At 69.7% G+C, this 18,290-nt stretch carries 15 protein-coding genes; 11 read left to right on the top strand and 4 right to left on the bottom strand.

Translation table 11 applies throughout. The features are described 5' to 3' along the window. Positions 1-15: 15 nt before the first annotated feature. From BHS09_RS08025 to BHS09_RS08000, 6 genes are all read left to right on the top strand, one after another. Positions 16-1,239, top strand: a complete 1,224-nt coding sequence (locus tag BHS09_RS08025; protein WP_140797575.1) for an endonuclease domain-containing protein — start codon at positions 16-18, stop codon at positions 1,237-1,239. Continuing rightward, complete coding sequence (locus BHS09_RS08020; RefSeq protein WP_140797574.1) at positions 1,226-2,335, top strand: hypothetical protein; 1,110 nt, start codon at positions 1,226-1,228, stop codon at positions 2,333-2,335. Before BHS09_RS08025 ends, BHS09_RS08020 begins: the two co-directional genes overlap by 14 nt. A gap of 20 nt (positions 2,336-2,355) precedes the next feature. Next, positions 2,356-5,829: a helicase HerA domain-containing protein gene (locus BHS09_RS08015; RefSeq protein WP_140797573.1), complete on the top strand. Its 3,474-nt coding sequence runs from the start codon at positions 2,356-2,358 to the stop codon at positions 5,827-5,829. A 225-nt stretch (positions 5,830-6,054) separates the two neighbouring features. Then, complete coding sequence (locus BHS09_RS08010; RefSeq protein WP_140797572.1) at positions 6,055-7,509, top strand: anthranilate synthase component I family protein; 1,455 nt, start codon at positions 6,055-6,057, stop codon at positions 7,507-7,509. After that, positions 7,506-8,075, top strand: a complete 570-nt coding sequence (locus BHS09_RS08005) for an anthranilate synthase component II (RefSeq protein ID WP_140788718.1) — start codon at positions 7,506-7,508, stop codon at positions 8,073-8,075. The genes BHS09_RS08010 and BHS09_RS08005 overlap by 4 nt, the downstream gene beginning before the upstream one ends. Positions 8,076-8,092: 17 nt before the next feature. Continuing rightward, positions 8,093-8,917: an aminotransferase class IV gene (locus BHS09_RS08000; RefSeq protein ID WP_140797571.1), complete on the top strand. Its 825-nt coding sequence runs from the start codon at positions 8,093-8,095 to the stop codon at positions 8,915-8,917. Between the two features lie 18 nt (positions 8,918-8,935). Here BHS09_RS08000 and BHS09_RS07995 read toward each other — a convergent pair whose 3' ends face one another. Continuing rightward, on the bottom strand, positions 8,936-10,495 hold the full coding sequence (locus tag BHS09_RS07995) for a hypothetical protein (RefSeq protein ID WP_140797570.1): 1,560 nt from the start codon (positions 10,493-10,495) through the stop codon (positions 8,936-8,938). Positions 10,496-10,527: 32 nt separating this feature from the next. Further along, on the bottom strand, positions 10,528-11,328 hold the full coding sequence (locus tag BHS09_RS07990; protein ID WP_140797569.1) for a pseudouridine synthase: 801 nt from the start codon (positions 11,326-11,328) through the stop codon (positions 10,528-10,530). Between the two features lie 186 nt (positions 11,329-11,514). Here BHS09_RS07990 and BHS09_RS07985 point away from each other — a divergent pair, with 186 nt between their 5' ends. The 4 genes from BHS09_RS07985 (at position 11,515) to BHS09_RS07970 (ending at position 14,650) form a co-directional block, all read left to right on the top strand. Next, complete coding sequence (locus tag BHS09_RS07985) at positions 11,515-11,952, top strand: hypothetical protein (protein WP_140788710.1); 438 nt, start codon at positions 11,515-11,517, stop codon at positions 11,950-11,952. Between the two features lie 14 nt (positions 11,953-11,966). Beyond that, positions 11,967-12,395, top strand: coding sequence for a phage holin family protein (locus BHS09_RS07980; RefSeq protein WP_140788708.1), 429 nt, complete (start codon positions 11,967-11,969; stop codon positions 12,393-12,395). Next, the gene (locus BHS09_RS07975; RefSeq protein WP_140797568.1) at positions 12,392-13,252 is read left to right on the top strand and encodes a hypothetical protein; all 861 of its coding nucleotides are present in this window, start codon (positions 12,392-12,394) and stop codon (positions 13,250-13,252) included. Before BHS09_RS07980 ends, BHS09_RS07975 begins: the two co-directional genes overlap by 4 nt. 138 nt (positions 13,253-13,390) lie before the next feature. Then, the gene (locus BHS09_RS07970; protein WP_140797567.1) at positions 13,391-14,650 is read left to right on the top strand and encodes a threonine/serine exporter family protein; all 1,260 of its coding nucleotides are present in this window, start codon (positions 13,391-13,393) and stop codon (positions 14,648-14,650) included. Between the two features lies 1 nt (position 14,651). Here BHS09_RS07970 and BHS09_RS07965 read toward each other — a convergent pair whose 3' ends face one another. Next, positions 14,652-15,068 carry a DoxX family protein gene (locus BHS09_RS07965; RefSeq protein ID WP_140788702.1) on the bottom strand — a complete coding sequence of 139 codons (417 nt, stop codon included), beginning with the start codon at positions 15,066-15,068 and terminating at the stop codon, positions 14,652-14,654. A gap of 121 nt (positions 15,069-15,189) precedes the next feature. Here BHS09_RS07965 and BHS09_RS07960 point away from each other — a divergent pair, with 121 nt between their 5' ends. Next, complete coding sequence (locus tag BHS09_RS07960) at positions 15,190-16,377, top strand: AI-2E family transporter (protein WP_140797566.1); 1,188 nt, start codon at positions 15,190-15,192, stop codon at positions 16,375-16,377. A 75-nt stretch (positions 16,378-16,452) separates the two neighbouring features. On the opposite strand, the gene BHS09_RS07955 is transcribed toward BHS09_RS07960, so the two are convergent. Further along, the gene (locus BHS09_RS07955) at positions 16,453-18,186 is read right to left on the bottom strand and encodes a lamin tail domain-containing protein (protein ID WP_140788698.1); all 1,734 of its coding nucleotides are present in this window, start codon (positions 18,184-18,186) and stop codon (positions 16,453-16,455) included. Between the last annotated feature and the right edge of the window lie 104 nt (positions 18,187-18,290).

The raw sequence follows: 18,290 nt of genomic DNA, 5'->3' as shown, positions 1-18,290 counted from the left end.
CTCGGGGGAAATGGCTTGCAGCCACGACTGGATGCAGCGCTTCTCGACTCACTGGACCGGCATGCCCGGAGACGCGCGCAAGGCATTGCAACGCTGAGCACGCTCGTCGGGCCGCCGGAACGGGCGCTGACCGTCTGGACGGAGTGGATTCACCGCCGGGGGCTGAGTGTCGTCATCGTGGACGGGGATGACGTGCGCGCCGTCGTCTCCGCGTGGGCGGCGGCGCTCGCCAGGGAACGGGACCTGCTGGGTGACGCGGAGGCGTTCGTCGTTCGCTCCCAGCCGCCGAACCGGGCACGGACGCTCCAGTTCCGAGGCAAGACGGCGCACCAACTGCAGGTGTTGATGGAAGGCCTGACGCCCCCGCAGGGACAGTCCGCCACCTGGGAGCTGTGCCGGGCCCTGCTGGAGAGCCCGGCCCCGCCGCCGTCCGGTGCGCTTCCAGACGCGGTGAGCCAGGCCATTGCGCGCGCGCCGCTGCCGGCCCTCCAGGCGCTGATGGCATTGGTCCCCGCCGGAAGCACGCCGGCCCTGCGCGTGCGGGCCGGCCCCTCTGACTTCCGGGCGCTCCGCACCGCCGCGGCCCTGTGCACCGCGGCCCCCGCGCTCACGACGGGCTGCGTGCTCGCCGCCGAGGTACTCGCCGAGCACCTCCGGAGGGAGGAGTCCCACATCCTCGCCATGCTGCGGGAAGGCCGGCTGGACCTGCCCGAGCCAGAGCTCGACGAAGACACCCGCGAACTCCCCGATGCCGCGGTGGCGTCCACGCGCGTCCGGCTCCAGCAGGAAGGCTCGTCCGAACAGGTCGTCGCGCTCTACGACTCGGCGGTGCGCACCATCGCCTCGGCCTACCGGGACGCCAATGGCCGCGCCCGGAGCGAGGCGGAGAAGTTCCTGCACGCCCGGCTCCAGGACCATGCCTCCACTCGGGGCCTCTTCGTCCTCAATGGCCACGTGGACCCGGTCGGAGGTGGCCGGAGGCTGGAAGTGGACCTGCTCTGCACGGAGCTGAACCTGGCCGTGGAAATCGACGGCTACTTCCACTTCCGCAGCCCCGACGGCTTCCGCCGAGACCGGCGCAAGGACGTTGCGCTCCAGTGCTCGGGCTACTGGGTGGTCCGCTTCCTCGCGGACGACGTGGTGACGCGACTGGAAGAGATTCTTGAAACCCTCGACACGTTGATTGCCACCCGCAGGGGTGAGTTCACCGGGAAGGAAGCATCGAATGGGAAGCGCTGACCACCGGCTGTCAGGCATTGCCTTGTCCTGGCTCATGACGCGCAGCGAGCGGCGCGGCACGCGCAAGGAGTTGGATGATGCGCTCCGGCCCTTCGTGGAGCATCAGCTCAGCCGTGCGGAATGGAAGCTCCGTTTCGAGGCGCTCATGGAGGCGCTGCTTGGCGGAGGAACCGTGGCGGTGCGCGGGCGCAGCGGCTTGGAGCTGACGCCCAAGGGCCGGACAGAGGTGCTGCGCTTCCTCCAGTTGGACCAGCCGCCGCGCGGGCTGACGTGGAAGAAGCTGAAGGCCACGCACCTGGTGGCGCGCAGCTTGGACCTGCCGCCATCGAAGGCGGTGGTGGCGCGGATGAAGGGCGCCGACGGCGTGCGCGCCGCCGCGCTTCAGCGCCAGCATGGACTGGACGCCGAGGAAGGCCTCACCCTGGCGCAGACGCGGGACCGGTTGTTGTGGCGGCAGCTCGGCGTCGAGACGGACCGGCCTTTCACCCTGAGCGCGGTGCAGGCCCACCTGCTCGGGCAGATGCTGGACGCGAAAACGACGGACCCGCGCAAGGGCGTGGAGCAGCTCGCGGCACGTGCGGCTGGCGCCCCCCGCGTGGATGCGGAGGCCGTGCGCCTGTCCCTGCTGCGACGGTGGGCTGTTGCACAGGACGCCGGCGCCTCCGAGGACAAGCCAGCAGCCCGTGCGTCAACGAGCCCGGCGGCCACGGCCTCGACGCCGTTTGGGGCAGGCGCTGCCACACAGGGCACCGCGCCGGATGAAACCGCGATCCCTCGCCGCAGCGACGACGGGGCCGACACGAAGCCGGGCGCCCCTCCCTCTCCGGCCGCCTTCGCCGAGCGCGTGTTGTCGGTCGCCCGCGCCCTTCCCACGGGCCGCTTCGGCGAGAACAAGGTCTTCATCTCCCACGTGTGGAAGGCCCTCCAGCCGGAGTGGAGCACCCGCGAGGCATTCGACGCGGCGCTCCTGGAGGCCAACCGGACCCGCCTGTTGTCGCTGACGCGCGCGGACCTCGTGTCCGCCATGGATCCGAAAGACATCGCCGAGTCCGAGGTCCGGTCCTTCGGCGCCAGCTTCCACTTCGTTGTCGTCTAGCCCGAACCCAGGAGCGCCCCGTGGCCAACGACCCCCGTCTCGAGATCTTCCTTGATGACTCTCGCGAGGTCTTCACCAGCGTCGAACAGGGCCAGCACATCTGGCAGGCGGACCCGTTCGACGTAGAGGCCCTCAACGCGCCGGCTCGCCGTTCCTTCAAGCGGCTGCTCGACAAGGCTTCCTCGGACACGCCCCCGAGCGCCGGCAAGCTGCTGCTCCTGCTCGGCGAATCCGGCAGCGGCAAGACGCACCTGGTGCGCGCCTTCCGCAACCTCGCGCATGGTCAGCGGAAGGGCTTCGTCGGCTACATGCCGATGACCGTCGATGCGACACAGTACGACCGCTACATCCTGTCCAACCTCATCGATTCCCTGGACAAGCCGTTCGTTCGGGCGGGAGGCGATGACGACAGCGGGCTGATGCACCTGTCGGACGCGCTCATGGCCCAGTGCAACAGCGCGTTCGTGCTGCACCTGCAGGACGAGAAGATTCTGGAGGATGAAGAGCTGCACGGCACCATCCGGGCCGTGGCGGACGAGCTGCTGCTGGACCCTCGCTTCCGGGAAGTGGAAGTCGACCTGCTGCGCGCCCTCATCTACCTGCATCGAAGAGACCCTCGGCTCAACCGCCGCATCTTCCACTGGCTGCGCTGCGAGGAGCTGTCCGAGGCGGACCAGCGCGTCATCGGCAACCTCATCCCCCGGACCGCCGACGATGCGCCGGCGCGGATGGTGGAACACCTGGGACGGCTGATGGGCGGCCTGGGCCAGGCGCTCGTGCTCTGCGTCGACCAGGTCGAGGACGTCAGCGACTTCGAGCAGCGCCCGCAGATGGAGAGCTCCTTCCGGCGCGCGATGAACAGCCTCGCTGCCATCGCGAGCAAGGTGCCTCGCGCTGTCGTGGTCTTCTGCTGCCTCGCCGACTACTGGGCGAAGATGAAGCCCCTGCTCAACCAAGGAACGGTGGATCGCATTGAGAACGACCCCGAGCCCGTGACGCTGGAGCGGACGGTGACGGCCGATACGGCCAGGGACCTCGCGGCGCGGCGGCTGCAAGCCCTGTTCGAACAGCGAGGCTTCACGGTCTCCGCGTCGGACCCGACCTGGCCCCTTCCGGCGAACGGCTTCGACGCGCTTGGCGGACACCGCGCCCGTGACGTCCTGGATGAGTGCCGCCGCTACCGCGACCGCGCCATCCAAGATGGCAAGCTGCCCGCCAGCTTCCCGCTGCAGCGCCCCCAGGGACCAGGCATGGCGAAGCCACATGTGGCTCAGCAGCCCCAAGCCTCCAAGCCGGACATGGACCAGCTGTGGACGGACTTCCGCGCCACCCTGCGAATTGACCCGCCCGAAGAGCCCGCGGATGTCGCGGAACTGCTGGCCTGGGCCATTGAAGCCGGCGGCAGGGAGCTCGGAGACGCGAAGCGCTTCGACGTCAAGCCCAAGGACAAGGAGATGCTGGACGTCCAGGCCCACCCGGAGGGGAGCAAGCTCCTCGTCGCGCTGTGTGAGAGGGACTCGCGTGGCGGCGGCCTCGGCAGGCAGATGACCGAAGCGCTCAAGAAAGCCTCTGGAAAGACACCTGTGATTGTGCGGACCACCGACTTCCCTCCGGCCCGCCCCGGCGGTGTCGTCGCCGAGCAACTGGGCGCGCTGCTCCGCAAAGGCGGGCGCCGGGTCGTCGTCGGAGACACGGAGCTTCGGGACCTCATGGCCCTGCGCACCTTCCGTGAGAGGCATGCGGGTGAAGCCGCGCTCCTGGAATGGAGCCGGACGGCTCGCCCCATCACCCGGCTCAAGTCTGTGGGCGACATCCTGGGGCTGGAGAAGCCGGACACCACGCCCAAGGGTGGCACGGGTGTCCCGACGGCCAATGTCGGAGCCCGGAGCACCGCAACCAAGGCACAGACGGAGCTGTTCAACAGCCCACCGACGTTGCCGTATGGAACGCCTGTCCCGGCCGAAGTCCTCTCGGGAGCGAAGTCCACCCCTCCCGCCCGTGCCGGAACGAGCGCACTGGAGGCCAGAGACGTGCGCTCCGCCCGCGAGCCCATCGTCGCCCAGGGGGCCAGGCAAGGCCGGGCCGAATCCCTTTCGGATGACCCGTTGCAGGACATCACCATCGAATCGCCGATGCTGACGGGCCGCACCGTGACACCGCCCCAGGGAATGAAGCCCCCCATCGGCTTCAGGGGCAACGAGAGCCCCTCCGCCCCGCCTCTCTCGGAAACACTCACGGGGCCACTGCGGATTGGCTCCTCGGAAGGTGTGTTCAGCCAGGTGGTGACCGTGGACCCCTCTGAGCTGACCCGCCACAGCGCCTTCCTGGGCACCACGGGAAGCGGGAAGACGACGCTAGCGCTCAACGTCCTGGAGCAACTGCTCCTCCGAGGCGTGCCCGCCATCCTCGTCGACCGGAAGGGAGACCTCGCCGCGTACGCGCGCGACCTCTCCTGGGAGGAACATCTGGACGACCCCGCCCTCATCGAGCGGCGCCGCCTGCTGCGCGAGCGCGTCGAGGTCGCGCTCTACACGCCGGGCCGCTCCGACGGACGGCCGCTGGCCATCCCTGTGATTCCACGCGGCCTTGAAAGCCTGTCGCCGGAAGAGCGTGAGCAGGGCGTGCAGCAGGCCGCGGACGCCATCGCGGGCATGCTCGAATACAAGACCAGCCCCAATGACAAGGCAGCCAGGGCGCTGCTCACGCAGGCCTTGCGCCTGTTGGTCCAGCGGCCTCCGGGCACTGAACTGACCCTGGAGATGGTCCAGAAGTTCGTCGCGGAGCAGGACGAGTCGCTCCGGCAGGAAACGGGGGGCCTTCCGACGAAGACGTTCGCCAAGCTCGCCCAGGACCTCGAAGTGCTCCGGCTCGACCTCCGCCCCCTGCTGGCAACGGGTGGAGAACGTCTGGATATCAGCGAACTGCTTGGGCTCGGCGCCGCGAGCACACCGGGCAAGACGCGACTGAGCATCATCAGCACAAAGTACCTGGGAGACCTCAGCCGCGTCCGCTTCTGGGTGTCTCAATTGCTGCTGGAGGCGAACCGCTGGACCAGCCAGCACCCCGCATCCAAGCTCCAGGCCGTCATGCTCTTCGACGAAGCCGACATCTATCTGCCCGCGACGAGCAAGCCCGCGACGAAGCAGCCGATGGAGAACCTGCTCAAGCGCGCGCGCTCGGCGGGTGTGGGCGTCATGCTGGGCACGCAGAGCCCGGGAGACCTGGACTACAAGTGCCGGGAGAACGTGCGCACCTGGTTCGTCGGCGGGGTGAAGGAAGACAACGCCCTGAAGAAGCTCAAGCCCATGTTCACCGAGGCCCGCATCGACGCCGAAACCCGCCTCCCCGGCCAGAAGCCGGGCCAGTTCCATGTCCTGCGCGAGGGGAAGGTCCAGCAGCTGAAGGCAGACCGCTCCGCGATTCGCACCGACCAGCTCTCCGAGGACGAAATCCTCAAGGAGGCACGCCGCACGCGGGAACGCGGCTCACGCTGACCGCACTGCCTACTACAGGGCGCCCCCGGACGAGGTGGAGTGGAAGGAACGTTCCTTCCACCGCGCCCCCCTCCCCAAGGGGGGCCCATGGAACGAGGCGGCATGGACGGAACGTTCAGTCCACCGTGACGCCCTGCCCAAGGGGGGCCCATCGCCGAGGCGGCCTGGACGGAAAGTTCCTTCCAGGCGGCGGCCGCCGCCGTTCCTGGTATCAAGCGCCTCGACATGAGCCGCCCGCCCTCTCCCACGCGCTTCCCGGACCGGACGTCCTTCGAGACGTTCGTGGCCCAGGGCTACAACCAGGTGCCCGTGGTGCGGCGGCTCCCGCTCGGAGCGCTGCGTCCCGTGGACCTCCTGCGAGCCCTCCCAGCGGAAAGCCGGTTCCTGCTGGAGAGCACCCGGGTCAGCGCCGAGGGGCGCTATTCGTTCCTCGGCGCGAAGCCTTTCCTGCGCTTCACCACGAAAGAGGGACAGTGCTTCATTGACGGCGCGCTCCAGCAGGGCACGCCGCTGGAGGTACTGCGCTCGATGCTGCGCCGGTGGCGTGGCGTCCGTCATCCCGGAATGCCGCTCTTCTGCGGCGGCGCGGTGGGCTTCTTCGGCTACGAGGCCGCGCACTGCTTCGAGTCCCTGCCCCGGCACCCACGAGACGACCTGCGCCTGCCTGAGATCGACATGGCGTTCATCGATACCTTCCTGACGGTGGACCACCACGAGGGCCAATTGCTCGCGGTGGCGACGGGCTCGGACTGGGAGGACTGTGAGCGCAGGTTGGACGCGTTGGAGGCCCACGTCCGCACCGCTACGCCCACTGCGCCACGCGTGCCACCCGCGATGGATGGGCCCACCTCGGCGTATCGCTCCAACTTCACCCACGATGCCTACCTGGACGCGGTCGAGCGCGTGCGCGAGTACATCCGCGCCGGTGACACGTATCAGGTCAATCTCTCACAGCGGCTGGAGGTGGACTTTCCCGGTGAGCCGCTCGCGCTCTACGAGACGCTGTCCGCCATCAACCCCGTCCACTTCGCCAGCTATCTCGAAGGTGACGGCTTCCACGTCGTCAGCGCATCACCGGAGCGACTGGTGCGCGTGGAGAACGGCCGGGCCACCACGCGGCCCATCGCCGGAACGCGCCGCCGGGGCACGCCCGAAGAGGAAGCGCGCTTCGTCCACGAGCTGCGCACCAACGAGAAGGAGCGCGCCGAGCACGCCATGCTGGTGGACCTGGAGCGCAACGACCTGGGCCGGGTGTGCACCTATGGCTCGGTCGAGGTGACGAAGCTGATGGACATCGTCGAGTACGCCCACGTCCTCCACATTGAATCGGAGGTCGTCGGCCAGCTCGCGCCAGGCGTGGAGCCGCTGGACGTGGTGGGCGCGCTCTTCCCAGGGGGGACGATTACGGGCGTGCCGAAGATACGCACGATGCAAATCATCACCGAGCTGGAGCCACATGCGCGGGGGCTCTATACGGGCTCGCTGGGGTACCTGTCCTTCACGGGTGATTTGGATTTGAACATCGTCATCCGCACGCTGGTGGTGAAGGACGGCCAGGCCTACGCGCAGGTGGGAGGCGGCATCGTCCACGACTCGCAGCCCCGACAGGAATACAAGGAGACGCTCAACAAGGCGCGCTCGCAGCTCCTGGCCCTGGCATCGGTGGGGAGGCCGGGATGATTCTCGTCATCGACAACTTCGATTCCTTCACCTTCAACCTCGTGCAAGCGCTGGGTGCCCAGGGCGCCGAGCTGAAGGTGGTGCGCAATGACGCCATCACTGTCGCGCAGGTCGAAGCGCTCCGGCCCGACCACATCCTCATCTCGCCCGGTCCCTGCACGCCCCACGAAGCTGGCGTGTCCATGGACGTCATCCGGACCCTGGGCGGGCGGGTGCCCGTGCTCGGGGTGTGCTTGGGGCATCAGTGCCTGGGCCAGGTGTTCGGCGCGAAGGTGGTGCGCGCACCGGTGCCCGTGCACGGCAAGACGGCGGCCATCGAGCACTCGGGCCAGGGCGTCTTCCGGGGACTGCCCGCCCCCTTCACCGCGGCCCGTTACCACTCCCTGGTCGTGGACGCGGAGAGCCTGCCGGCGTGCCTGGAAGTGACGGCGTGGCAGGATGGGCTCATCATGGGCCTCAAGCACCGCGAGCTGCCGCGCCTGGAAGGCGTCCAGTTCCACCCCGAATCGTTCCTCACGCCCCAGGGGCCCCAACTGCTCGCCAACTTCCTGGAGCCGGCGCACTGAGCGCACGGGAGGCCGCCATGTTCTCCACGGTCGCGGTGGACGGTGAGGTACGGCGCTGGGAAGAACTGCACCTGCGGGACTTCGCGCAGGGCTTCTTCTTCGGCGCGGGCTTCTTCACCACCTTCCGCATCGAGGCCGGCGAGCCCTGGTTCCTCGCCCGGCACCTGGCGCGGCTGCGCGCGAGCCTGGCCGCCTTCCCCGGCGCCGTCCGCTCGCCACCGCCGGAGCACCTCGCTGAAGCCGCGGTGCGCGAAGCGATTGAGCGCTGCCTGCGAGCCGACGCCGCGATGGGCCCCACGTTCCGAGGTGTGGGCAAGTTGTCGGCAAGTGATGGCCACGTGCTGCTCACCTTCCGCGAACACGCCCCAGACCTGGAGCGGATGCACCGCGAGGGACGAGCCCTGGACAGTCAGGAGCCGGGGGCCTACCGCCGCGGCGAGTCCACGCTGAATCACAAAGGCCTCGCCTACTTCCGGCAGTACAGCGTGATGGAGCGCCTGCCCCTGCTCGGCAATGAGGCCGGCGAGGTCTGCGAGCTGCCCACGGCCAACGTCTTCTTCCAGTGCGGCGGGGTACTCGTCACGCCGCCTCTGTCCGCGCCGTGTCTCCCCGGCATCATCCGCGAAGTGCTTCTGGAGGCCGGACATGTGGGGACGCTGCCCATCGTGGAGCGGCCTTTCTCGTTCGCACAGCTCGCGCAGGTGAGCGCCTGCGTCTTCACCAACTCCGCCCAGGTGGCCACCGGCGTACCGAGCCTCCTCGGCCGACCGCTCCCCACCAGTCTGGCGCTGGCCCAGGGCCTTCGGAGCCTCGTCGAGGCCGTCGCGGCGCGCGAGCGCTGAGGCCCACGCGGAGGATGCCTACGGCGCGGGGACCGCCTCGCGTCCGTCCACGGGAGACGCGCGGCCCACGGGACGGATTTCCCAGACGGCGTTCCACACGGTGGACCAGTAGGCGTTCGTCTCCAACCGGGCGACCTCGACGGCCTCGAAGGCAGCCGCGTCGACGGGCGGAGGCCTGGTATCGAACCAGAAGAAGCGCTCGTAGGCGGCGCCGTGCCGCCGCAGGTAGGCCCCCAGTGTCTGCCGCGTCAGGAAGCCTCGCTCGGGGTAGCCATCCGCCACCACGGGGGCACGTGAGAAGGGATGGACCCACCAGAGCTGCGGCCCCAGGAGCAGGTCCCGCTCGGTGACGTGGGCCTCTACCCACGCCGGCAGCGGGGCAATGCGCTCGCGAAGGTGATGGAGCCCTTGCCGGGGCTGACGGACGCGCGCGTGCAGCGGCGCCCAGAGGTGTCCCGCCACCACCACCACGCCGGTGATGATGAGCACCGGAGGTGACATCAACCGGGAACGCTCCACGAGCGACACCAACACCGCCGCCGTCACCGGCACCAGCCCCACGCCCAGCGGCGCCAGCAGCCGGCCATCCAGCGTGTCCATCTGCGTGCGGGTGGCCGTCCAGAACAGGCCCGCGACATACGACATGGCCATCAGCGCCGCGGGCCGCAGCCGCTCCAGCGATGCATCCGGCAGGCGCTCCCCTCGAACACCGCGCAGCGCGGGCAGCAGCAGCCACACCGTGGCCGCCACGCAGAGCACACCAAACGCGCCGAAGGACGCCTCCCCCAACAGGGTCTCCACCCCACTGAGCAGCGAGGACACGAGCCCCGCGCCACGTGGCGCCCTCGGCGGCCCCATGGCGCTGCCGAACAACACACCGTTCCGGACGAACCACGGCGCCACCACGAGTCCGAGCCCCGCGCCCAGCGCCAGTGCATGCACGGCATGCCGCCGCGGCCCCCCCGCCTCACGCGCCCGGACGAAGCGCCACAACAGGAGCCCGGGCAGGACGAACAGCGCCGCGTAGCGAGTCAGCACCGCCAGGCCCAGCAGCGCCCCCACCAGGAAGGAACAGCCGGCACTGTCCGCGCCCCGGACCTCCCGCGCCAGGGCGAGCGCGAGCAACGCGACGCACAGGGGCTCGGACCACGCCGCCGCCGCCACGTGCCCGAAGGGACGGTAGAGGACGATGAGCACCGCGCACGTCCAGATGTAGCGCGCGCCCTGCCCCTCGGGAGCCATGGAGAAGAGCGCCGCGGCGAGCACGGCGAAGCACAGCAGGTGCAGGGTGACGACCGCCGAATCCGGCCCCAGCCACAACAGGGCCGCCCAGGCCATGGGAAACAGGGGCGGCCACAAGTCCAGCGGCCGGGGCATGGCCGTGTCCACCGCGAGCAGCGTGCCCGACAACCCCGAGCCCGACAGCAGCCCACGCGCCACGGAGAGGTAGTGCAGCGAGTCCGGCGTGTACTCGACGCCCAGGCAGAAGAGGCTGAAGGCCGCCGTGACGCCGAAGACACCGAGCCAGAAGGCCCGAGCGGGGAAGCCGCCACGCTCACGGGCCGCGGAATCGTCCATGGCCCCGAAGTCTACACGCGGCGGGCGCGGCCTCAGGAAACGGAGAAGGACAACCCCTGGGACACTTCCTCGTCCGTCAGCAACCGCCACGCGCCCTCGGGCACGTCCAGCGTCACGCCGCCCACGGCCTCGCGGTGCAGGGTCCGCACCGGATGACCCACCGCCGCCAGCATCCGCTTCACCTGGTGGTTGCGCCCTTCCGTCAGGGTGAGCTCCACCACGTCCGGCGCGCGCAACCGGGCACCCGCGGGCCGCGTCGGGCCGTCCTCCAGCACCAGGCCCTCACGCAGCCGGCGGAGCGCATCCTCCGGCGGCGGCCCCACCACGCCCGCCACGTAGCGCTTGGGCAGGTGCCGCTCGGGCGACGTCCCGTGTTGGACCAGACGCTCGTCGTTGGTGAAGAGCAGCAACCCCGTGGTGTCCCGATCCAGACGGCCCACCGCGAGCCACTCATAGTCGCGCAGCGGATGGGTGAGCCGCTCACGCAGACACTCGAACACGGTGCCCACGCCTTCCGCGTCCGAGCCGTGCACCACCAGCCCCGCTGGCTTGTGGAACATCAGCGCCAACACGGGCGCCTCCAGGTGCCGCGCCAGCCCGTCCACCCGCACTTCCATCCCCGGACGCACCGGCGCGAAGGGCTCGTGCTCCACCCGCCCATCGAGCGTCACCCGTCCCTCTCGGATGGCCGCTTCCGCCTGGGCGCGAGGCATCACTCCGGCCTTCCCCAGGGCCCTCGCCAACCAGTCCGACCGTCCAGCGGGTTGCACGTCCTCCGGTCCCCTCCGCCGTGCCGCTTCCAGCCACCTCGGGGTCCGCTGCTTGCGCACCATCCACCCACGTCCTCTCTCATTCCACCCACCTTCGCCCGCGCCCTCCACCGCCCACCCTGCCTGCGTACCAGTCTCCGTCCAGGCCAGCCATGCAGCATGTCTACCTTCTGAGGTGAAGGCACGCGGGGACGATGACCTGTGAAGCCCCCGCGACAGTTTCCCCCCTCGGAACCTGAAGGAGTCAGCATGGGAAGCGTCATTGACGGCAGCATCCAAGGCAGCGGGTACGGACAGCGCTCGGAAGAGGGCTCCCGCATCGCCCGTGGCGAGTCCGGTACGTCCGGAATCGGGCAGGCCGGCAAGGAGCAGGCGAAGCAATTGGGCAGCGCCGCGAAGGAGCATCTCTACCGCCAGGTCGAGAGCCGCCGGGGTGACGTGGCCAAGGGAATGCGGGGACTCGTCTCCACGCTGGAGAGCATCTCGGACAGAGACGAGGCGAAAGTGGCCCGGCCGCTGCTCGGCAGCGCGGCGGGGCTGCTTCGCCGCACATCCGACCGACTGGAGAACGAAACCACCGAAGAGCTGCTCGCGGATGCCCAGACACAGGTCCGCGAGCGGCCCGGACTCTTCATCGCGGGGTGCGTGGCCGCGGGCTTCGTCCTCGGCCGGCTCATCAAGTCCTGAGGGGAGCGTCCAGCATGGAACCCACGATTCCCCACCGGGACGGAGGCGGCTTCGGAGCGCTCTTCTCCGAGTTCACCGAGCAGGCACGCCGCCTGGTCCGCGCCGAGGTGTCCCTGGCGCGCGCCGAGCTGCGAACGGAGGCAAGGAAGGCATCTGCCGGAGCGGGCCTGCTGACAGGCGGCGGCGGGGTGCTGCTGCTAGGGGCCATCACCTTTGTCGCCTTCCTGGTGGCGGTGCTGGCCGATGCCCTGCCTCTCTGGGCCTCCCTCCTCATCGTCGCGGCGGTGCTGCTCGCGGTGGGCGGCGCCATGGCCTGGAGCGGGCGCCATCGGATGAAGCGGGTCCACGGGCCTGAACGAACGATTCAAACCCTCAAGGAGGATGGGCGATGGGCGAGCAGGAGCGCGCACTCCATGAAATCGCAGATGCACGGGCACGCATGAGCGAACTCGCGGGCGAAATGGCCCGGAAGGCCGAACCCGACCGGCTGAAGGAACGCGCCCGTGAGGCCGCCACGCACAAGGCCACCGCGCTCAAACAGCACGCGAAGGAGGCCGCCGTGGAGAAAGCCACGGAACTCAAGACGCAGGCCAGGGAGACAGTGATGCACCAGAGCATGGAATTGAAGGACCGGGCCGACTCGCCCAAGGGCTGGAGCCTGCTCGGCGCCCTCGCGGGAGCGGGCGTTGGCTCGGCCCTGATGCGCAAGGCCTTCACCACACGCGCGGCGCGCCAGGACAGCGAGCTCGCATGGAGGAGAGACGAACGGTGGCGCCATGACGGCCTGCGCGCCGGGGCTGGCAGCGAAGGCCCCCACACCGACATGAAGGCCAGCGACAGCGACAAGGCGCATGAGGTGAAGGGCAAGGCGCTCGACAAAGCCAGCGCGATTCGGGAGAGGACCACGGGCGCCGTGCACATGGCCCGGGAGCGGGCGACACATGCGCGCGAGCGGGTTCCCTCGCGTGAAGCCGTCCAGCATCAGACCTCCGACTGGCTCAACCGCACGGTGGATGAGCAACCCCTGCTCCTGGCCGTGGGAGGCCTCACGCTGGGCATTCTGGCGTCCGCCCTGCTGCCGGTGACCGGCAAGGAGCGCAAGCTCATCGAGCCCGCGAAGCGCCGCGCGACAGAAGGTGTCTCCCAGCTCCGTGGGCAACTCCAGGAAAAGCTCCAGGGAGAGGAACAGCAAGCGCCTGGCGGCACAGGGAGCTCGAATCAGGCAGCGTCCGACACCTCCAGCGTCAGCGCGGGCCACATCGAAACAACCCGCTTGGAGGATTCAGGAAAAACGCTCTGATGGGCGGAACTCCCAGGAGGAGGCGGACCTGAACCCGCGACGTTGAAGGTGCGAGGCGCCGGGCCCAATCAGGTGGGCGGCCCCCCTGGAGCCAGGGGTGTGCCCCACTGCCGTTTGACTCGGCCTGGAGCCTCTGCCATGTGCGCCGCCGTGGCCGTCCCTCCCGAACTCCTCACTGCCGTCAGTCATCCCCCACCGCCGGGCCCCGCCGTCGCCTTCACCATCCGGCTGGGCGAGGCGCTGCACCGCTACGGCACGCCCGCGCATCGACTGGAGCTGCTGATGCAGCGGGTGTCGGAGCGCTTCGGACTGGAGGGGCGCTTCTTCTCCACACCCACGTCCATCTTCTCGTCCTTCGGACCGCCGGAGGCCCTGCGCACCTCGCTCATCCGCGTGGAGCCGGGGGACATGGACCTGGAACGGCTGACGCTGCTGGACACGCTGGCGGACGAAGTCATCCACGGTCAGGTGCCCCCGACGGAAGGGGCCCAGCGCGTGGACGCCATCCTCGCGCAGCCCGAGCGCTTCGGCCCCGCGCTCCAGCTCCTGTGCTGGACGCTCGCGGGCGGCGCCGCGGGGCGGTTGTTCGGCGGAGGCCTGAAGGAGATGGCGGTGGCCGCGTTCAGCAGCCTGCTCATCGGTACCCTGGGCGTGCTCACCCGGAAGCAGCCCACCACGGCCCGGGTGCTGGAGCCGGTGGCCGCCATCCTGTCCTCCGCCGTCGCCGCGCTGGCCGCGAGCCTGATGGGGCCGCTGTCCGCGCAGGTGGCCACGCTTGCAGGCCTCATCGTCCTGCTCCCCGGCCTGTCCCTGACGGTGGCCATCAACGAGCTGGCCACCCGCAACCTCATCTCCGGCACCTCACGGCTCACGGCGGCGGCGCTCGTCTTCCTCCAGTTGGGCTTCGGCGTGGCCCTGGGCAGCCGGCTGTCGGTGGTGCTGCCCGCGCCGCCCGTGACGCCGCTGCCGCCCGCGCTGCCGGACTGGACGCAGCTGCCCATGCTGCTGGTGGCCATCTTCGCGGTGTGCGTGCTCTTCCGCGCGCGCCCCAGGGACTGGGGCTGGATTGCCGGAGCCTGCACCTTCGCCTTCGCGGGGGCCCGTCTGGGCTCGCTGCTGCTGGGGGCTCAGCTGGGTGCCTTCGTGGGCGCGCTGCTGCTGGCCATGGGCAGCAACGCGCTGGCCCGGCTGCGCAACAAGCCCTCCATCACCACGCTGGTGCCCGGGCTCATGCTGCTGGTGCCCGGCAGTGTGGGCTTCCGCAGCCTGTCATCCCTGCTGGAGCGGGACGTGGTGGCCGGCGTGGACACGGCCTTCTCCATGCTGATGGTGGCCGTGGCGCTGGTGGCCGGACTGCTGTCCGCCAACGCCCTGGTCCCCACGCGCAAGGTGCTCTGACTCAGCCCAGGCGGGTGACGTACACCGCCACCAGCGTCAGCAGGAAGTAGTGCACCAGCCCGCCCGCGCCGGCGTAGTCCTTCGCCACCCGCTGGCCGAAGAAGAGCGCCACCAGCGACACCGCGGAGAGCAGCGCGCCCCAGAAGGCCAGCGTCGCGCTGCCCGTGGCCACCAGCGCCACCAGCCCCGCGGCGCTGAGCGCGCCCGCCGCCAGCTCCAGCACGGTGACGGTGGCCAGCATCAGCGGCACCACGCCGCGCAGGGGGCTCTTGGAAAAGTGGCCCGTGAGCCAGCCCAGGTTGCCCTTCCAGTCGATGACCTTGTCGAGGCCAGACTGGAGGAAGAGGATGGCCAGGAAGACGGCGCAGAGCGCCTGGAGCAGCCAGACAGTGAATTGGGAGGATTCGAAGGGCGGCATGGCGTGGCCACTCTAGCCGCCTTGGGGCCGGGCCCAAGTCTTCTTGGCAGGACAGCAGGCGGGCAGGCAAAAGCGCCGCCCGTCCCTACCCTTCTGTGATGGCAGCCCTACCTTGACGGGTATGGCAACCGAGCAGACCGCCCGGCGGGTGTTCACTGGCCTCATCATCCTCTCCATCATCCTGCTGGCCCTGGTTGTCCGCCCGTTCGCCAAGGCCTTCTTCCTGGCGGCGGTGCTCGCGGGAACCTTCTACGGCCTCTACTCGCGGCTGAGCCGGAAGCTCCGCGGACACAACAACCTGGCGGCGGGGGTCATCGTCTCGGGAGTCATCCTGGCCCTGCTCCTCCCCCTGGGAGGTCTCACGGCCTTCGTCGTCACCGAGGTGTCGGACGGCGTGAAGTTCGTCTCCGACACGGTGCAGCGGGAAGGGATGGAAGGACTGATTGGCAAGCTTCCCAGCCCCGTGCGAGGCCCGGTAGAGAGGCTGCTGGAGCGCATCCCCCTGGAGCAGGCCCAGCTCGACGAGACGCTACAACAGCAGGTGAGCACCCAGGGCGGCACAGCGGCGCGGGCCGTCACCGGGGCGGTGGCGGCGACGGGCTCCATCGCGTTCCAGACGGTGATGATGCTCATCGCCCTCTTCTTCCTGCTGACGGAGGGCGCGCGGCTGGTGAGGTGGGTGGAGAGCGTCTCGCCACTTCGGCGCGGCCAGACGGGGGAAATCCTGCGGGAGTTCCGCAGTGTCTCCGTGGCGGTGCTCGTCTCGTCGGTGGCCACCGCGGGCGTGCAGGCGGCGGCGGCGCTCGTCGGTTTCCTCATCGCCCGCGTCCCCGCGGCGCTGTTCTTCGCGGGCGTGGCGTTCTTCATGGCGCTCATCCCCGCCGTGGGCGCCGCCATCGTGGTGCTGGTCGCCGCGGCGCTGATGTTCTTCAGCGGCCACCCGTGGGCGGCGCTGTTCCTCGCCATCTGGGGCACGGTGGTGGTGGGGCTGGTGGACAACATCGTGAAGCCGCTGCTGGCCAGGCGCGGCATGCACCAGCACGCGGCCATCGTCTTCTTCGCGCTGCTCGGAGGCCTGGCCGCGTTTGGCACGGTGGGCCTGCTGTTGGGGCCCCTCATCGTGGCCTTCTTCCTGGCCCTGCTGCGCATCTACGAGCGCGACTACGGCCGGCCCACGCCGCGCCCCGGGGACCCGGCCACGCCCGGAGGCCCGGGCGGCGGCGAAGGCCTCATCATCCGCCCCTCCGTGCTGTCGGCGGAGACGCGCGAGCGCGTGCCCCTGTCACCCACGCCGCCGGAGAACCACTGAGGCTCCATTGAAACAACACGGCCCCGCTTCCCGCGCGAACGGGAAGCAGGGCCGCGACACTTCAAGCAGGGAGGCTCAGAACGCCGAGCCGTTGACGCGACGGCCCGGCGAGGCCTGCAGGCTGGACAGGCTGGTGTGCAACACGAAGGTCGCCGTGGCGCCCAGGTCCGGGCTGCGGTTGGCGGACACGCCATCCGTTCCACTCACACCGGAGGACAGCACCGCGGACTCCACCACCGTGCCGGCGGCCGTCTTCACGGTGACGGTGTCACCGCTGTTGGACAGGCCCAGGGTGCCCGTGGAGGCGGACACCGCGTTGGGCGTGCCGGCCGGGATGCCCGCCGCGCCGCCGAACACCACGATGACGCCGCCCGCCGCCAGCGAGGTGCCACCGGGGAAGGTGTGACGCAGGCTGGCCGCGTCGGACACCGTCCACCCGCTCAGGTCCACCGCCCCGGTGCCCGTGTTCACCAACTCCACGAACTCGCCCGCGACGTTCGAGCCCGGCTCGTTGACCATCACCTCGTTGATGATGACATTGCCCGTGCCCCCCGCCGGAGCCGTGGTGATGGTGAAGGCCGCGTTGCTGGTGTTGCTGACGCTGGCGTTGGACGCGTCGCTGATGCGGACGCGCGCGGTGGTGGTGGCGCTGGACGGCACCGTCCACGCGTAGCTGCCCGCGGAGGCGGCCGTGCTGGCGGCCAGGGTGCTCCAGGTGCTGCCATTGAGCGTGTACTCCAGCTTCACGTTCGTGACGCTGGTCGACGTCCAGGTGATGTTGCGCACGCTCCCGCCCGCCCAGCTCTCACCGCCGGTGGGCGACGTCACCGTGACGGCGGCATTGTTGCCGGGCGAGCTGTCGCCCGGGATGATGAAGTCCTTGATGACGGCCATGTGCTGCATGCCGGAGGCCCCGCTGTCACCGGACAGCGCGGGCGCGATGTCGCTCAGCGGCGAGTAGACGCGCGTATCCACCACCAGGCCGTTGGTGAAGGTGCTGCCGCCGATGACAACGGGCGTCTGGTACGCGAACAAGTCATTGTCCACCAGCACGTGGTCATACGGGGAGTTGCGGCCCGCGTTGGTGTTGGTGTTGCCATTCTTGTCCGCCGGGTGCGGGCCCGCCGTGCGCACCACCTGGGACAGCGTGCCGAAAGCGGACTCGTTGCGGCTGCCGGTGTTCAAGTCTCCGCCGATGACGAGGTAGTCGCCCGCGGGGATGTTGGCCTTGATGCGGCTGACCAGACTGCTGGCCTCCGAGTTGCGGCTGCCGCTGCTCGTGGTGAGGAGGTGCACGCTCACCGCCCAGAGGTCCTTCGGGCCCGGCACGTCGATGCGCGCCCAGGCGAAGTCGCGGTTGGAGACGTACGGGTCATCCCACTCGCCCGAGGCGATGATGGGGTAGCGGCTGATGATGCCGTTGGGAATCTGCGCCCCACCCTCGCGGTAGTAGTGGAACTGCGTGCCGAACGCCGTGTCCACGAAGCCGCGGAGGTCCGCCGCGGAGTTCGACTTGTAGTTGAACTCCTGAATCATCACCACGTCAGCGTCCGTGCCCTGGAAGATGCGGATGCCGTGGCCCGGGTCGTAGTCCTGCCCGTTGCCGCTGGACGTGTTGGCCGCCACCAGGCGAAGTCGGACCTCGCCCAGCGCGTCCTGCCGCTGCCCGACTTCCGCGCCGTCGAGCCCCACGGACTCCAGCGCCGAGTCCTCGCCACCACACGCCGCGAGCACCGCCAGCAACAGCGCGGCGGCATGTCGCCGCCAGTTCGACTGCACATGGCTTGAAGGAGTTGCGTCGTCACGCATGATGTCCGGTCCTGCCCCTGACAAGGAGCTGTTGAGTGGTCGGATGAGACATCCACACGCTACCCGATTCACGGGGAATGCGATGCTCACCCGTCTCCTTTATC

The organism is Myxococcus xanthus (assembly GCF_006402735.1).
In the GTDB taxonomy this organism is placed as follows: domain Bacteria; phylum Myxococcota; class Myxococcia; order Myxococcales; family Myxococcaceae; genus Myxococcus; species Myxococcus xanthus_A.
Note: the sequence above shows the minus strand (reverse complement) of the source record. Positions and strands in the feature narration are given on the sequence as shown.

Excerpts from the sequence above, each read along its gene's own strand:
- BHS09_RS08020 (WP_140797574.1), top strand. The coding sequence starts at position 1,226 with ATGGGAAGCGCTGACCACCGGCTGTCAGGCATTGCCTTGTCCTGGCTC.
- BHS09_RS08010 (WP_140797572.1), top strand. The coding sequence starts at position 6,055 with ATGAGCCGCCCGCCCTCTCCCACGCGCTTCCCGGACCGGACGTCCTTC.
- BHS09_RS08005 (WP_140788718.1), top strand. The coding sequence starts at position 7,506 with ATGATTCTCGTCATCGACAACTTCGATTCCTTCACCTTCAACCTCGTG.
- BHS09_RS08000 (WP_140797571.1), top strand. The coding sequence starts at position 8,093 with ATGTTCTCCACGGTCGCGGTGGACGGTGAGGTACGGCGCTGGGAAGAA.
- BHS09_RS07995 (WP_140797570.1), bottom strand. The coding sequence starts at position 10,495 with ATGGACGATTCCGCGGCCCGTGAGCGTGGCGGCTTCCCCGCTCGGGCC.
- BHS09_RS07990 (WP_140797569.1), bottom strand. The coding sequence starts at position 11,328 with ATGGTGCGCAAGCAGCGGACCCCGAGGTGGCTGGAAGCGGCACGGCGG.
- BHS09_RS07985 (WP_140788710.1), top strand. The coding sequence starts at position 11,515 with ATGGGAAGCGTCATTGACGGCAGCATCCAAGGCAGCGGGTACGGACAG.
- BHS09_RS07980 (WP_140788708.1), top strand. The coding sequence starts at position 11,967 with ATGGAACCCACGATTCCCCACCGGGACGGAGGCGGCTTCGGAGCGCTC.
- BHS09_RS07975 (WP_140797568.1), top strand. The coding sequence starts at position 12,392 with ATGAGCGAACTCGCGGGCGAAATGGCCCGGAAGGCCGAACCCGACCGG.
- BHS09_RS07970 (WP_140797567.1), top strand. The coding sequence starts at position 13,391 with ATGTGCGCCGCCGTGGCCGTCCCTCCCGAACTCCTCACTGCCGTCAGT.
- BHS09_RS07965 (WP_140788702.1), bottom strand. The coding sequence starts at position 15,068 with ATGCCGCCCTTCGAATCCTCCCAATTCACTGTCTGGCTGCTCCAGGCG.
- BHS09_RS07960 (WP_140797566.1), top strand. The coding sequence starts at position 15,190 with ATGGCAACCGAGCAGACCGCCCGGCGGGTGTTCACTGGCCTCATCATC.
- BHS09_RS07955 (WP_140788698.1), bottom strand. The coding sequence starts at position 18,186 with ATGCGTGACGACGCAACTCCTTCAAGCCATGTGCAGTCGAACTGGCGG.